Source organism: Aurantimonas aggregata (assembly GCF_010500835.1).
GTDB lineage: Bacteria > Pseudomonadota > Alphaproteobacteria > Rhizobiales > Rhizobiaceae > Aurantimonas > Aurantimonas aggregata.
Genome location: NZ_JAAAMJ010000001.1, coordinates 316,790 through 334,184, shown reverse-complemented (window position 1 = coordinate 334,184; position 17,395 = coordinate 316,790). Strand labels below are relative to the sequence as shown.

The window sequence follows — 17,395 nt, the reverse complement described above, 5'->3', positions numbered from 1 at the left end:
AACCGCTATTGGATCCCCCCTGGCCGGCCGGTTGCGAATCCGGCCGGGTCGCCAGACGGCCCAGACGATCTGACGGCGGCGATCACGGTGGGTGCCGGCAATGTCGCGCTCGCGGCGGAGATCGCGGCGCTGGAATCGGCGATCGCTGCCATTCTCGCGCCGGTGCTCGAAACGGTGGCGCATGCCCCAATCGCGCCCGGCTTCCGGCCGTGGATCGCGGCGGCAAAGGACTTGTGCCCGACGGCGGCGGACCCGAGTTCGCTGGCGGAGGCCTGGGCGTCCTGGACGGCATTGCGGCAGACAGGCCTTGCGGCGGCGCAGATGACCCTCGCCGAAGCCACCCTGCGCGCGCTGCCAGACATCCTGACCGGACGACGCCGGCCCACCGACGTGATCTTCCCGGAGGGCCGCCAGACCCTCGTCGAGGCTACCTACAAGCAGAATGCCGTCGCCAGGCGGTTCAGCCGAACGCTGGCCGTGGCCGCAGCGTCCGCGGTGCAGGCGAAACGCGATCTCGGCCGCAAGCTGCGCATCCTGGAGATCGGCGCCGGTACCGGTGGCACGAGCGAGCCGGTGTTCGAGGCGCTGCGCCCCTGGCAGAGCCTGATCGGGGAATACGCCTATAGCGACGTCTCCCGCGCCTTCCTGATCCATGCCGAGCGATCCTACGCCGATCGCGTGCCGGGCCTGACCACCCTCTTGTTCGACATCGAGAAACCACTGGCCGATCAGGCGATCGATGCGGGCTGCTATGATCTGGTGATCGCTGCCAACGTGCTGCACGCGACCGCGGACATCCATCGGACGCTGTCGCATGTCCGCGAGACGATGGGGCCGGGCGGGATCCTGCTGCTCAACGAAACCGCGATGCCGACGCTCTTCACGCACGTGACCTTCGGCCTCCTGGAGGGCTGGTGGCGGTTCGCCGACCCCGAGCGCCGCATCGCCGGCACACCGTCCTTGAGGCAGGAGATGTGGCGCGAGGCGCTGGCGGAGACGGGCTTTGGGTGGCTCGCTGGCTCCTCGGCCGCGGAACGCGCCCTCGGCCAGCAGGTCATTGCCGCCCGGGCGACCGGTGCGCCGGGGCATGACGGGGCGATCCCCGCCTCGGTTCTGCGACACTCACAAGCATCGAAGAAGGAAGCGGCTCCAGGCGGTCAGGTCGAGGACCGGGCGGAGCCGCAGACCGCATCGTCCCTGCGCAGCTTGCTACTCGGCGCTCTGGCCGAGACCCTGAACGTCGCGCACGCCCACATCGACGTCGAGCGCAGCTTCGCCGATTACGGGCTCGACTCCATCCTCGGGGCGGAGTTCGTGCACCGGCTGCGCAAGGCGCTCAGCATCGATCTCGACCAGACGGGCCTGTTCGACTTTGCCAGCGTCGAGCGGCTGGAGGCCTTCCTGACACGCCAGTACCCGGGTGTCGCCGCGCGGTCGGCGGTACGGCCGGAGCCGGAAGCAGCCCTCGTCGCCGTGCCGGCACCGCAGCCGCCCTGCCAGACCATCGGCAAGGAGCGCGGCCGGGAGCCGATCGCCATCGTCGGGGCCAGCGGGCGGTTCGCCGGATCGGAAACCATCGAGGCGCTCTGGCAGCATCTGTCCGCCGGGGACGACCTGGTGCAGCCGGTGACGCGCTTCGACCTCGCGCCCTTCTACCGCGATGCCGAGCCCGGCACCTACGCAACCCACGGCAGTTTCATCGACGGAATCGACCGGTTCGACCCGGTGTTCTTCGGCATCTCGGGCGTCGAGGCGACTTACATGGATCCGCAGCAGCGCCTGTTCCTGGAAGAGGCCTGGAAGGCCTTGGAAAACGCCGGGCACGCGGGCGAGGACATGGTCGGGCGACGCTGCGGCGTCTTCGTCGGCTGCGCCCACGGCGACTATCAGGAACTGTTCGACGCGCAGCCGCCGGGCCAGGCCTTCTGGGGCAACACGACATCGCTGATCCCGGCGCGGATATCCTACTGGCTCGACCTTAAGGGCCCGGCGGTCGCCATCGACACGGCCTGTTCCAGCTCGCTCGTCGCCATCCACATGGCCTGCCAGAGCCTGTGGAGCGGGGACAGCGACATGGCGCTGGCCGGCGGCGTCTTTATTCAGTGTTCGCCGCGCTTCTTCCGCTATGCCAATGCGGCAAAAATGCTGTCTCCCTCAGGACGCTGCGCGGCTTTCGGCGCCGGCGCAGACGGCATTGTCCCTGGCGAGGCGGTGGGGGCGGTGCTGCTGCGCCCGCTGGCCGAGGCGCTGGCCGACGGCGACACCGTGCTCGGCGTCATTGTCGGGTCGGGCGTCAACCAGGACGGCACCACGAACGGCATCACCGCGCCGAGCGCCGCCTCGCAGGAAGGGCTGATCCGGCAGGTCTACGCGGAATTCGCGATCGATCCGGCCAGCATCGACCTCGTCGAGGCGCATGGCACGGGCACGGTGCTCGGCGACCCGATCGAGCACGCGGCGCTGGTCCGGGCCTTTGCCGATGGCGGCTCGCGCGACGGCCCGACCTATCTCGGCTCAGTGAAGTCCAATATCGGCCATGCCACCACGGCGGCGGGCATCGCGGGCCTCGCCAAGGTCCTGTCGAGCCTGCAACATCAGACAATTCCGCCGACGCTGCATTTCGGCGGCGGCAATCCAGCCATCGATTTCGCCGGCGGGCCGTTCACCGTCAACGAGGTGCCGGTCGCCTGGCCGGCGGGGGCCGGGCGCCGGCGCCGGGCCGCCGTCAGTTCCTTCGGCTTTGGCGGCACCAACGCCCATCTCGTCGTCGAAGAGGCCGGGCAGGCGGCGTCCATTCCCGAGCCCCGGCGCACCCAGCTGATCGTCCTGTCGGCGCGAAGCCCGGAGCAGTTGCGGGCCCAGGCGGCGGCGCTGTGCCAGCATCTCGACGGATACCCGGAGATCCTCCTGGAGGATGTCGCCTTCACGCTCGTCGCCGGTCGCCGGCATTTCGCGCATCGGCTGGCGGTGGTCGTGGATGATCGGCGTGGCCTCGTCGTGGCGCTCGGCGCCTGGCTCTCGGGGCAGCCGCAGACCGGCGTCGACGTCGGCGAAGCCAGCGGCGCCGGCCTCGATGGCCTCGCGGCGCCGGCGATCGCCGATCCGCAGCGCCGCACGGATCTGCAAGGGCTCGGCCGGCATTTCACCGCCGGCGGCCGGCTGGACGCCGGGGCGCTGTTTCCGACGCCGCGCCGCCGGGTGCCGCTACCGACCTATCCATTCGCCGGCAGGCGCTTTTGGGTGACGGCCAGCGCACCCGATCAGGGCGACCTCGCCCCTTCCGTGCCGGTCGGCCTCGGGGCCGGAGAGCCTCACGGCACCGGGAGCGAGCAAGAGTCGGCTGCTCCGGCAAAGCGCGCCGGTCCGATCGTGCGGCTGGCGGAGACGGGGGCGATCGCTCTCGCTCGGACGCCGTCCGTCGCCCGTGCGGCCAATGTGACGCTGTCTCCCCTAGTCTTGTCCTCGCAGCCCGGGGCCATCGGCGTCGTGGAGCGCACCGGAGACGACGCGGGCGTTCGCGTCCTGACGCTCTCCGGTGTCTGGGGGCGGCCGATGGCCGAGCAGCTGTCGGCGGAGCTGGTGGCGGCCGGCAGCGATGCGGCGGTGCGCGCGGTGGTGCTTGGCGGCGACATGGACTGGCGCGACCGAAGCGGATCGGCGTGGGATCCCGAGGCGATCGTGACCTGCGCCGTGCCGGTCGTGGTCGCGGTCCGCGGCACCGCTGCGGGTCAGGCGGCCCATCTCGCGCTGCTGGCAGACTTCCTGGTGCTTGGCGAAGACGCCCGGCTGGTCGACGTCCCGCTCCCCGGATCGGCGCTGACGGAACGCCTCTCGGCACGCCGGCTCGGAACGGCCGACCCGCGCGCTGGCAACGACCTGGACGCGGCCGCCCTGGCCCGCGCCAATCCCGGCATCGCCGTCGTCGCCACGGAAGATGTGGCCGCGACCGCCTTGTCCGTGGCGCGCCAGATGGCCGAGGCGCCGCGGCTGCCGCTCGTGCTGCTGAAGCGGCATATGCGCCGGGATCTGCTGCCCGTTGCGGAAGGCCTTGTCCTCGGCTTGTCCGAGGCGGCAGCCGATACGGGCCTTGTCCCCGCGCTGATCCCGTCACGCCGCGTTCCGCTCGCTTCCGCGGTCGTCGAGCTCACGCTATTCGACGACGGCGTCGTCCTGCTGCGCATGACCGAGCGCGCCGGGCGCAACATGTTCACCCCGGCCCTGATGGACGGCCTGGAAAAAGCCTTCGCGACGATCCCGCGACTGCCTGAGGCGAAGATGGTCGTTCTCACCGGACACGAAACCTACTTTGCCTGCGGCGGCACGGCGGAGGGCCTGCGCGACCTGCAGAGCGGCGACAGCCATTTCACCGACCGCCAGATCTATGCCCTGCCGCTCGCCTGCGACCTGCCGGTGATCGGCGCCATGCAGGGCCACGGCATCGGCGCCGGCTGGGCGCTCGGCATGTATTGCGACACCGCGTTCCTCGCCACCGAGGCGATCTATCACAGCAATTATCTCTGGTACGGCTTCACCCCCGGCGCCGGGGTGACCTTGGTCCTGCCGCATCGTCTCGGCGACGATCTCGGGCGCGAGGTGCTGTTCACCGCGCGCGAGTATCGCGGCCGGGAGATCGGCGCACGGACGCGAGGCGTCGCAGTGCTGCCCGCCTCGGAGGTCCTGACGGCGGCGCTCGACCGGGCGCACGCATGGGCCCGGCTGCCGCGCGACGAACTGCTGGCGAAAAAGGCGAGGGCGGCGAGGCCCTTGCGTGCCGCGCTCGGCAGGGCGCTCGAACAGGAACTGGCGATGCACGCCGAGACCTTCATCGGCAACGAATCCGTGCGCGCAAGGATCGCCGAGAAATTCGGCGATGCCGCAGAAGAGGCCGCGTCCTGCGCTCCGACGGCCTCTACATCGACAAGCGGCACCGATCTGGCCGGCGCGGTCGTCGCCTCGCTGGCCGAGGCGCTGATGATCGACAAGACCGACATCGCCCCCGGCGACAGCTTCGTCGATCTCGGCCTCGACTCGATCCTCGCCGTCACCTGGATCCGCCAGCTGAACGGGCGCTTCGGCATCACGCTGCCGGCGACGGCGGTCTATGCCCACCCGACCGTCGCGGCCCTGGCCGCCCATGTGGCAGGGCTGGTGGGGGACAGGCCGTGCGAAGGCGCCGGGGCAGACCTGCCGACGCCGGTAGCGCAGACGCCGCCTGCCGCCATCCTGCCGCCGCAGCCCGGGCGATCGGGCCGACGCGCCATCCTGCGGGCCGGGATCGTCGCCTCGCTCGCCGACGACCTGATGATCGATGCGGCCGAGATCGAGGATCGCGCCGCCTTTCTCGAACTCGGGCTCGACTCCATCCTCGCGGTGACCTGGATCCGCGGGCTCAATCGGCGTTACGGCATCGATTTCCCGGCGACCGTGGTTTACGCCCACCCCTCGGTCGGCGCCTTGGTCGACCATGTCATGGCGCTTCTGCCACAGCAGGAGACGTCCGATGCGGTGACGGCTGCGCCCGACGCGCCGGCACCCGCCGCGGATCGTCCGGTTGCCGGCCCTGCAGCGGCAGCGGAATCGCGGCCGGCGCCGGACGACCGTCTCGGTTCGCCGGCAGGCGCCGACGCCATTGCCATTATCGGTGCCGCCGGAAAATTCCCCAGGGCCGCCGATCTTGCAGCCTTCTGGGCAAACCTTGCGAACGGGCGGGACTGCATCGGCGAAGTGCCGGCCTCGCGCTGGGAGATCGACCGCTTCTACGACCCGGATCCGCAGGCACCTGGCAAGACCTATTGCAAATGGATGGGTGCCCTCGACGGGGAGGCGGCGTTCGACGCCCGCTTCTTCGCCATCACGCCGCTTGAGGCCGAACTCATGGACCCGCAGCAGCGGCTGTTCCTGGAGACGGCCTGGCACGCCATCGAGGACGCGGCGATCGATCCCTTGCGCCTCGCGGGCAGTCGCTGCGGTATCTATGTCTCGTCCGGACCATCCGGCTACGAAGACCTGATCGAGGAGCGCAACACCTACAGCCTGCTCGGCAGTTCCGGCTCGGTCCTTGCCGCGCGCATCGCCTATCTCCTCGACCTACGCGGGCCGTGCCTTTCGATCGACACCGCCTGTTCCAGCTCGCTGGTGGCGCTGGCGCAGGCCTGCGTCAGCCTCGCGTCGGGGGTCTGCGACATGGCGATCGCGGGGGGTGCCTGCGTCCTCGTCGGGCCGAACATGTTCATCGACACGGCCAAGGTCGGCATGCTCTCGCCGCAGGGTCGCTGTTTCTCCTTCGACGGACGGGCCGACGGCTTCGTGCCGGGCGAGGGGGTCGGCGCGGTGCTGCTGAAGCGGCTCGACGACGCGATGCGCGACGGCGATCCGATCCATGCGGTGATCCGTGGCTGGGGCGTCAACCAGGACGGGCGGACAAACGGTATCACCGCGCCGAACCCGAAGGCGCAGACGGCGCTCCTGAGGGAAGTCTACGATCGGTTCGGCATCGATCCGGCGACGATCGGCCTCATCGAGTGCCACGGCACCGGCACGAGACTGGGCGACCCGATCGAAATCGAGGGACTGGCGGGGGCGTTCGAGGGCGTGCCGGCGGGTGATCGCTGCGCCATCGGCTCGGTGAAGAGCAATGTCGGCCACCTGCTTGCCTCGGCCGGGATCGCCGGCGTGCTCAAGGCCATGCTGGCGCTGGAGAACCGCCAGATCCCGCCGTCGATCAACTGGGAAACGCTGAACGACCATATCGAACTCGCCAATACGCCCTTCACCGTCGGCCGCGACCTTACCGCCTGGGCGGCGCCGGCGGGCTCGCCGCGACGGGCGGGCGTCAGCGCCTTCGGCTTCAGCGGCACCAATGCGCATGTGGTTCTGGAGGAATCCCCGCGCGGTGCTACGGTCGGGCAGAAGGGACCGTGGATCTTCGTGCTCTCGGCGCGCGAACGCGACAGGCTGGTGGACTATGCGAGCACCATCGAACGCTTCGTCGCCGCCCGGACCGACCTCGACCTCGGGAATCTCGCCCTGACGCTGCAGAGAGGCCGGACGGAATATCCCGAGCGTCTTGCCTTCGTCTGCTCAGAGCGGGCGACGCTGTTGCGCGCGCTGGCCTCGGTCGTCGCGGGCGAGCCGGTCGCGGAGGTTCATTTGTCGGGCCCCGATCGGCAGGCTGCCTCGATCATCGGCACGGACGAGGAGAGCGCGGCGCTGGTATCGGCCTGGCTGCGATCCGGCGACCGGGAGAAGCTGTCGAAGGTCGCCCGTCTCTGGGTTGCCGGGCTCGACGTGGCGTGGCCGCCCATCGCAGGCGCCTCGCGCATCCATGTGCCGGGCTATCCCTTCGCGCGCACCGAGTTCTGGGTCGAATCAGCCCAGGGGCCGGCTGCCGAGAGGCCGACCGCAGTCCCGCCGGCCTCCCTCCTCGGCGGGCACCCCGCAACGGGCGAGATCGGCCGGCAGGTGATCCGGATCGAGGGGGACGAGGCGTTTCTCACGACCCACACGGGCGGCGAGCGGCGTCACATGCTGGGGCTGTTCCTGCCGGAACTGGCCAGAACGGCGCTGGAGCGGTTCGGCGGTTCGCCCGTCCATCGCCTCGAACAGCTCGTATGGGGCATGCCCGCCACCATCAACGGCCGGCCACGCGACCTGACGGTGGTGGTCAACGCCGACGCCGAAGGCCTGCTCTACCGGGTGGAGGCCGATGGCAGCGGACTCTGCCATCTCGGTGCCGCTGCGCCTCTTGCGGCCGCCATGCCCGACCGGGCGACCCTGCCGCTGGACGAGACGGACTGGGGCGGCGATGCCCGCGAAGACTTCGCGCGCTTTTCCCGTCTCTGCGCAGCGGCTTCCGGCCCGCCGACGCCGGAGATGGCGGCGGTGACCGTGCTCCGTCGTGAGGGCGACACGCTGACGGCACGCCTGCAATGGCCACGCGGGGTGACGCCCCAGGGCCATCTGTTCGACCCGTTCTGCCTCGATGCCGTCTGGCGGCTCCTGACCTTCCGGGCCGATCGCTGGAGCGGATCGGCGCCCGGCGCGGCGCAGCTGGCGTTCCCGCTCAGAATCGCGGCGATGACCGGCTTTGCGCCGCTACCGGATGGCGCGATCGTGCGGATTTGCGGCGAGGCGGGGTCTTCGCAGGGCGAGGCGTCCCGGGTGGCGGTCTTCAATCCGCAAGGGCGCGAATGCCTGCGGCTGGAGGGGGTCCGGACCCTGCCGCTGGAGGCCTGCCGTGATATCCCGCTGGACGAGGAGGAACCCGAATGGGCGACATGACGGCCAGAGTGGCGATCATCGGCGGCGGCCCGACCGGCATCGGCGTGGCGCGGGAACTGATCGCGGGCGGCGTCGCGTTCGATCTCTACGAGGCCGAGGCGGACTTCGGCGGCGTGTGGAACGGCGAGGCCGCCTGCGGGCGGACCTATCGCTCGCTGCACCTGATCTCGCCGAAATTCAACACGCAGCTGCCCGACTTCCCGATGCCGGAGGACTATCCGCCCTATCCGGACCATCGCCAGATGCTTCGCTACATCCGCGCTTGCGCCCGGGAGTTCGGCCTCTACGAGCGCACCCGCTTCAACGCGGCGGTCGAGACCCTGGTGCCGGAAGGAGATGGATGGCGGCTGACCAGCACCGCCGGCCACGACGCCCATTACCGGCTGGTCGTCGTCTGCAACGGCCTGCAGCGCGTCCCGCGCTTTCCCGATCCGGCCTATCCCGGCCGGTTCGAGGGCGAGGTTCTGCACGCGCACGACTACAAGTCCGCCGATCAGCTGCGCGGCAGGAAAGTCCTGGTGGTGGGGGGCGGCAATTCCGGCTGCGACATCGCGGTCGACGCCATCCGCACCGCCGAGAGCGTCCATCACAGCACGCGGCGTGGCTACTACTACCAGCCGAAATTCATCGACGGCAAACCGACGCCGCAATGGATGTTGGAACTCGGCAACAAATTCGCCAGCAAGGAGGAGACGCTGGCCTATATCGAGGCGGTGTTCCGTCTCGCCGGCTATGACGGCGCCGATTACGGCCTGCCCCGCCCGGACTATCCGCTGGACGGCGCGCATCCGGTGATGAACTCGCTGCTGCTCTACCATATCGGCCATGGCGACGTGGTGCCGAAGGGCGACGTGGCGGGTTTTCCCGGCAGCACCGCCCGCTTCGTGGACGGCAGCGAGGCGGCGTTCGATCTCGTGCTCTACGCCACCGGCTACCGGCGCGATTTTCCGTTTCTCGACCCCGGCCTGCTGCAGTGGAAGGGCGACATTCCGGACCTCTTCCTGCATTCGACGCCGCGCAATCACGACAACCTCCTGTTCATGGGGTTCATCAATGCGGCGGGCGGTCTCGGCGACGGGCTGAAGACGCAGGGCCTGTTCGTCCTGAGCTATGCAAAGGCCCTGTTCGGCCGCACCGCCGGGCTAGAGCGCTTCCTGGCGGCGAAGCGGACCGACGCCCCCGACCTCGGCCAGGCCTATTTCATCCAGTCCTATCGCCACCAATGGGAGGCGGATCTGTGGAAGCTGCTCGGCCACATGCGGCGCTATCGCGACATGCTGGCCGACAATGGCGAGACGAAAGCGGCGGCTGAATGACCCGTCGGGGCGATCTGCGGGCCTGGGCCAGAGAGAGACTCGATCGCGATCTGATCGAGCGGGCCGGCGCATGCCTGGCCGAGACCCGTGCCACCGCTCCGCCCGCGCAGCCGGAAGCCGCGGCGCCGGCGCCCGGCCCGTCGGCGCGCCTGGCGGAGGACGTGTGGCGGATCGCGGCAAAAGCCCTGCGCATGCCGCCGGACGAGCTCGACCCGCGCGAGAACCTCGCCAATCTCGGCATCGACTCGATCGCCATCACCGAAGTGATGGTGCAGATCTCGCGGCATTTCGGCCTTTCCGTCGCGCCGACCGTTTTCTTCGAGGCAAGGCACCTCGAGGATCTCGCCGCCATCCTATTCGATCGCCATGGCAAGGCGATCGCCGCGCGTTACGCCGAGAAGGAGGTGTCGGCGGACGCCGCATCCCGGCCATTGCCAGCCGTTGCGCCAACGGTACCCACGCCTGCAAGCCCATCGGTTCCCCAGAGCTGGATCGCCCGGCACCGCCGGTCGGCGCGCACCGCTCGACCAGCTCCGGTCACCCCGCAAGCCGGAGGAGAGGCGGTTGCAACCGCCGGACCGGTGCATGCGCTTGCGGCAGTCGCGCCCGATAACGCGCCGATCGCGATCATCTCGATGGAAGGCAGGTTTCCGCAAAGCCCGGACCTCGAGGCCTTCGCGGCGCATCTGCGGGACGGCGACGACTGCATCGAGGAAGTGCCGCCATCGCGCTGGGGCTGGCAGGCCGTGCATGGCGACCCGAAGAAGGGCGCCTTTACGGACGTGCGATTCGGCGGCTTTGTGCCGGATGCGGACCGTTTCGACGCGGGTTTCTTCAACATTTCGCCGCGCGAGGCCGAACTGATCGACCCGCAGCACCGGCTGTTCATGGAATGCGTCTTCGGCCTGATCGAGAAGGGCGGCTACGCGCCGGGCGCGCTGGCCGGCCGGAAGATCAGCGTCTTCCTCGGCATCAACCTCCTCGACTATACAGACATGATCAATCGCGCCGGCATCATGGAGGCCCTGCAGCTGACCGGCCTCGGTCACGCCTTCTGCCCGAACCGGCTTTCCTTCCTGCTCGACATTCACGGCCCGAGCGAAGTCGTTGATACTGCTTGCTCTAGCTCGCTCGTCGCCATCCACCGCGCGGTGATGAGCATCCGGCACGAGGGCTGCGAGATGGCCATCGCCGGCGGCTCCAACCTGATGCTCTCGCCGACCCAGCACATCATGTTCTCCAAGGTCGGGATGATCACCCCGGACGGGCGCTGCAAGAGCTTTTCCGCTGCTGCCGACGGCTATGCCCGCGCCGATGGCGTCGGCGCGGTGCTGCTGAAGCGTCTGGATCTGGCCGAGCGCGACGGCGATCCGATCCTTGGTGTGATCCGCGGCTCGGTCGCCCATCATGGCGGCGGGGCGACGTCGCTGACCGCACCCAACCCGAAGTCGCAAGCCAGGCTGATCGTCGAGGCGCATCGCCAGGCCGGCGTCGACCCGCGCAGCATCGGGCTGATCGAGTGCCATGGCACCGGGACACCCCTGGGCGATCCGGTCGAGATCGAGGGGCTGAAACTCGCCTTCGCCGAACTCCATCGCGACTGGCAGCTCGACCCGCCGACTGCGCCGACGATCGGCATCGGATCGGTGAAGTCCAATATCGGCCATGCCGAGACGGCGGCTGGCGTTGCCGGGCTCATCAAGATCCTTCTCGCCATGCGCGAGACGACGCTCTACCGGACCCTGCATTGCGCGGAACCCAACCCGCTGCTGGATCTCGCCGGCACGCCCTTCCATCTGCTGACGCAGGCAGCGCCCTGGAAGCGCCCGGTCGTCGATGGGGCGGAGCAGCCGCTTCGAGCCGGGCTCAGCTCCTTCGGCGCGGGCGGTGCGAACGTGCATCTGGTGATCGAGGAATACCGGCCGACGACGGTAGCCCGACCCGCCCCGCCGCCGGGCCCGCATCTGTTTCCCGTCTCGGCGAAGAGCGAGGCGGCCCTGCGAGACGGGGTCGCGCGGCTGCGGGCCGCGGCCGGGACGGCGGATCTGCCGGATATGGCGGCGACGCTACAAGTCGGACGCGACGCGATGCGGGTGCGGGTCTGTTTCGCGGCAGCCGATCGGGCCGAACTCCTCGGAGCCATGGACGCGTTCCTGACCACGGCGCCCGGATGCGCGACGATCGGCATCCTGCCGGCCGGACGACGGCCGGCGGGTGACGCCCTCGATCCGCGCGGCAGCGACCCCGCCACGGTCGCGGCACATTGGACGGCGGGCGGCGCCATCGACTGGCAGGCGCTGCATGCGGAGCGCCCGCGCCGTCGCATCGCACTGCCTCCCTATGCCTTCCAGCGCAGCCGCTATTGGCTGACGCCGGAAGCTTCGAAGGCCGCGACACCGGCACTGCTCCGGCCGGACCCGATGGGCGATGACCGCTACGCTCTCGTTTTGACGGGACAGGAGACCTTCCTCGCCGATCATCGTGTCGCCGGTAGCCCGGTCCTGCCGGGCGTCGCCTATCTGGAGCTGGCGCGGGAAGCGGCCGTGCAGGCGGGCCACGAGCGGCCGTCGCTTCGCCAGGTGGTCTGGACGGCGCCACTGCGCGTCGATCGTCCCGTCACCGTGATCTGCGAGATCCTGCCGGGCGAAGACGGCCGCGGGCGGGTCGAGATATACAGCACCGCCGAGACCGGCGAGCGCACGGTGCACGCCCAGATGCGGATCGCGCTCGCCGGCGAACCCGTCCGGCGGACCGTCGACCTGGCGGCCCTGCGTGGCGCGCCCGCCCGCCACCGGACCCCATCCGACATCTACGCCACTTTCGACGCCATCGGCCTCGTCTATGGCCCGGCCCATCGCGTCATCGTCGATCTAGCGATCATCAAGACGGGCGAGGGAAGCGACGCGGTGCTCGCCGAACTCGCTCTGCCCGAGGCGCTGCGGACGACGATGAACGACTTCACGCTGCATCCGAGCCTTGTCGACGGCGCGCTCCAGTCCGCCATCGGCCTTGCTCAGGCGGGCGGCGGCACGGCGCTGCCCTTTTCCATCGCAGGCGTCGAGATCCTCGGTCCGTGCGAAGCGCGGATGTGGGCGCATGTTCGCGCCAGCGATGCGCAGTCTCCCGGCGCGCAGGCTATGGACGTCGATCTGGTTGCCGCCGACGGCAGTGTCAGGGTTGCGATCACCGGCTTCGTCACCCGCCAGTCCCTTGCAGCGACACCGGCGATGGCGGCCGAACTTCTCCCTTTCGAGCCCCGATGGGTTCCGCTGACGGCGTCGGACGCGCCGCCCATGTTCGGCCGGCGCGTCGTCTTGCTCGCTGACGGCATCACCAGCGCCGAGGGCCTGGAGGCTGCCTTGCCGGGAACGGCATGCGTCCTGCTGGATGCGGGCACGGCGTTGCCTCTGGCCCAGCGTTTCAAGCATCTCGCGACGCAGTTTCTCAGCCATGCGCAGACAATTCTCGCCGAGCGCGGCGACGCTCCGCTGCTGCTGCAGATGGTCGTCGAATCGGGCTGCCCGCCGCTGCTCTCCGGGCTCGCGGGGATGATGCGCAGCCTCTGCCGCGAACAGCGTCAGGTGCACGGGCAGGTGTGCGGCAGCGATCCTGGTGGCGACATGCCGGCCTTGGCCGCCGGCCTGCGCGAGGCGGAACACGCGCCCGCCGGCGCCTTGCTGCGCGCCGCGCCTTCGGGGGTCTCGATCGAGGCCTGGGAGGAGGCCGCGATCGTCGCGGCGCCGCCCGGCTGGCGGCAGGACGGCGTCACCCTGATCACCGGCGGCTCCGGCGGGCTCGGCCAGATCCTGGCGCGGGACATCCTCGCCGCCGCGCCACGCGCCACGGTGATCCTGGCCAGCCGGCACGCGCCGGCGGGCGGACTGGCAATCCTGCTGCGGGACAACCCGACCCTGCATCATGTCACGGCGGATCTTTCGGACCCGGTGTCAGTCGCGAGGCTGGTCGACCAGGTGCGCCACGACCAAGGCGGACTCGACGGTGTGATCCACGCGGCCGGCACGCGCGACGACGGCGCCTTCCGGGACAAGAGCGCAGCGCAGCTCGGTGCCGTCCTTGCCCCCAAGGTAACGGGCGTTCTGGCGCTCGATGGGGCCATCGGCACCGCGCCGCTCGATTTCTTCCTGCTGTTCTCCTCGATTTCGGCCGTCACCGGAAATGCCGGGCAGGCCGACTATGCCGCCGCCAACGGCTTTCTCGACGGGTTCGCCGAAGCCCGCGAGGCGCGGCGCCAGCGCGGCGAATGTCATGGACGGACGCTGTCCATCGCATGGCCGCTCTGGCGCGAGGGCGGCATGCGGCTGGACGAGGCGCAGGAAGCGCTGATGCACCGTGTCACCGGCATGGTGCCGCTCGGCACCGCCGCCGGCCTCGGCGCGCTCCATGCGGCCCTTGCCGGCGATGCGCCGCGCCGGATGATTGCCGCCGGCGACCCAGCGCGTATCCGGCGCTTCGTCGGCGCATTGCGGCCGGCAGAGGAAGGCGCGCCGGTCGCCGAGACGAAGGATGGCCGCGAAGCCGGCGTGCCGGCGGCCGGGGCGCCGGACCCACGGGACCTCTACCGGCCGATCCTGGCCGCGCTTCTGGTGGAGGCCGGGACCCAGCTGAAGGTCGCGGTGTCGGATCTCGAGGCCGATGTCGAACTCACCGAATACGGCTTCGACTCGATGGGTTTTACCCAGTTCGCCAATCGGCTGAACGACCGCTTCTGCCTCGAACTGACGCCGACCCTGTTCTTCGAGCATCCGACGCTCGAAGGACTTGCCACCTGTCTGAGCCGCAACGCGGGCGGGGCCATGATGAAGGCGCTGGGCCTGGCGCCCCGGCCGGCGGCACCGAATGCCATGGCGCCGGCCAGCGCGCAGGCCGCGCCACCGCCCGCGCCCGTCGGGCTCCAGGCATCGCCGCGCCTTTCCGAAGCGAGCGACACGGCGCCGGATGCCGTCGCCATCATCGGCATGAGCGGGCAGTTTCCCGGCGCGCCGAATGTCGACGCGCTGTGGCAGGCTCTCAGTGAAGGGCGGGACTGCATCGGCGAGGTGCCGCCGGAGCGCTGGGACTGGCGCGACTATGCCGGCGACCCGCACTCCGGGCCCGGGCGGGGCAATGCCCGTTGGGGCGGCTTCATCGACGGCATGGCCGCCTTCGACGCGGCGTTCTTCGGCATTTCGGCGCCCGAGGCGCGGATGATGGACCCGCAGCAGCGGCTGCTGCTGACCGAGGCCTGGCGGGTCATCGAGGATGCCGGCTACGCGCCGTCGTCGCTGGCGGGATCTCGCACCGGCGTCTTCATCGGCACCGCCGACACCGGCTACAGCCGACTGGTCGCCGATGCCGGGACTACCATCGAGGCCTACACGATGACCGGGCTCGCCCCCTCTCTCGGGCCGAACCGCGTCAGCTATCATCTCGACTTCCACGGCCCGAGCGTCGCCGTCGAGACGGCCTGTTCCAGCGCCCTCGTCGCCGTTCACCGGGCGATCGAGGCGATCCGCTCGGGCCACTGCACCGCGGCGATCGCCGGCGGCGTCAACGCTCTGTTGCTGCCGGAGGCCTTTGTCGGCTTCTCCAGGGCCGGCATGCTGTCGCCGGGCGGGCGCTGCAAGCCGTTTTCCGCTGCTGCCGACGGCTATGCCCGCGGCGAGGGCATCGGCCTGGTGCTGCTGAAGCCGCTGGCCGTGGCCGAGGCCGACGGCGACCGCATCCTTGCCGTCATTCGCGCCAGCGCGGAAAACCATGGCGGCCGCGCCGCTTCGCTGACGGCGCCCAATCCGAAGGCCCAGGCCGATCTCCTGCGCGCGGCCTATAGCGTCGCGGGGATCGATCCGCGCAGCGTCACCTATATCGAGGCGCACGGCACGGGGACGCCGCTGGGCGACCCGATCGAGGTCGAAGCGCTGACGGCGGCCTTTGCCGACCTCTCGCGCGACGCCGCGGCGACGTTCGGGCCGGCACCGGCGCAAAGCTGCGCGATCGGCTCGATCAAGTCCAATATCGGCCATCTCGAGCTGGCGGCCGGTGCCGCCGGGCTGATCAAGGTCCTGCTGCAGCTGCGCCATGGCACGATCGCCGCAACGCTGCATTGCGACGAGTTGAACCCTTATCTGAAGCTCGGCGGCGGACCCTTCCACGTCGCGCGGCAGCAAGCGCCGTGGATCGCGCCGGTGGACGCGGGCGGCAGGAACCTGCCGCGCCGCGCCGGTGTCAGCAGTTTCGGCTTCGGCGGTTCCAACGCCCATCTGGTGCTCGAGGAATATCGTGGCCCGGCGGCAGCGCCGGCGCAGAGCGTTGGCGACGATGGGCCGAGCCTCGTCGTCCTGTCGGCGCGGTCGGCGCCGCAGCTGAAGCAGATGGCGGAGCGGCTTTTGGCGTTCCTGGCGGAGCCGGGGCGCGACATCGCGCTCGCCGATTTCGTCCATATGCTGCAGGTCGCGCGGGAACCGATGGCGTTTCGCCTCGGCTTCCCGGCGAACGATCTGGCCGGGGTGATCGAGCGACTGTCGGACTTCCTGGAGGATCGGTCGCCCCCGGACCTCCATGTCGGCCAAGTGAAGACCAACCGTAGCCTGATGGCGGTGCTGGAATCGGACGGCCCGCTGCGGGATGCCGCCGCCGGGCTGGCGGATCGGGGACGGGCGGAAGACCTGCTGGCGCTCTGGGCCGGCGGGTTGAACGTCGACTGGTCCGCGCTCCGACGCGGCCGAAGTGGCCGGCGGATCGCGCTTCCGGGCTATCCCTTCGCGACCACCCGGCATTGGGTGACGCAGGCGACTGCCGGGGCCAGCACCTTCGCAGCGGCCATTGCCGCCGTCGTCTCCGGGGCCGGAGATCGGCAGGACGTGGTCCCGCCCGTTGCCGCGCGAGCAGGGGGCGATCCTGTGGCGTCCGGCATCGCCAGGCTGGCGCACGTGCTCGGCCGCGTGACCGCCATCGCCGCGCGGACCCTGGAAGTCGACGCCGCAGCCCTCGACGGGGAAACCGAGCTTGGCGACTACGGTTTCGATTCCCTGATGATGACGAGCTTCGCGTCGCGACTGAATGACGAACTCGGCCTGTCGCTGACGCCGGCGGACTTCTTCGAGTTCGGAACGCTCAAGCGGCTGGCGGAACATGTCGCGGGCGCGCTCCCCCCGGATGGGCCGGCGCTTGCCGAACCGGAAGCCGCCCCCCACAGTGCTTCGGCTATGCGCCGCGACGTGGAAGCGATTGCCGGGCCGGCGCGGCGCCCGGTCGCGGAGGCTGCCCGTCCCAACGACGAAGACCCGATCGTCATCGTCGGCCAGAGTTGCAGTTTTCCGATGGCGCGGGACGCCGACGAGTTCTGGGACAACCTCCTGGCCGGCCGCGACTGTATCAGCCCCGTGCCCGCCGACCGATGGTCCTGGCAGGCGCTCGACGGCGATCCGAAGCACGAGGCAGGCAAGACCGACATCCACTGGGGCGGTTTCATCCAGGGCGTTTTCGAATTCGACCCGCTGTTCTTCGGCATCTCGCCGCGCGAAGCCCGGCTGATGGACCCGCAGCAGCGATTGATGCTGATGCATGCCTGGAAGGCGATCGAGGATGCGGGGCACTCGCCGCGCAGCCTCGCCGGCCAAAGCGTCGGCGTGTTCGTCGCTACCGCGTCGAGCGGCTATCGCGATGGGATCGACGCCGATCCGGCGGGCGAAGGCTATCTCGCCACCGGCTCCGTCGCGTCCGTCGGGCCGAACCGCATCAGCTATTTCCTCGATCTGCACGGGCCGAGCGAACCGGTGGAGACAGCCTGTTCGAGTTCGCTC

Annotated in this window: 2 protein-coding genes and 1 pseudogene (1 of these 3 only partly in view); all 3 read left to right on the top strand. The window is 70.2% G+C overall.

Features of this window, described 5'->3' with window-relative positions:
- On the top strand, positions 1 to 8,280 hold the end of the coding sequence (locus tag GTW51_RS01525) for an SDR family NAD(P)-dependent oxidoreductase (protein ID WP_163042109.1). 12,516 nt of this gene lie to the left of the window's left edge; only the last 8,280 of its 20,796 coding nucleotides appear in the window; the start codon falls outside the window, past its left edge; the stop codon is at positions 8,278 to 8,280.
- Positions 8,268 to 9,596 carry a flavin-containing monooxygenase gene (locus GTW51_RS01520; RefSeq protein ID WP_163042108.1) on the top strand — a complete coding sequence of 443 codons (1,329 nt, stop codon included), beginning with the start codon at positions 8,268 to 8,270 and terminating at the stop codon, positions 9,594 to 9,596. The genes GTW51_RS01525 and GTW51_RS01520 overlap by 13 nt, the downstream gene beginning before the upstream one ends.
- Positions 9,593 to 17,395: pseudogene (locus GTW51_RS01515) on the top strand (SDR family NAD(P)-dependent oxidoreductase); the annotation flags it as partial. The gene GTW51_RS01520 and the pseudogene GTW51_RS01515, both read left to right, overlap by 4 nt.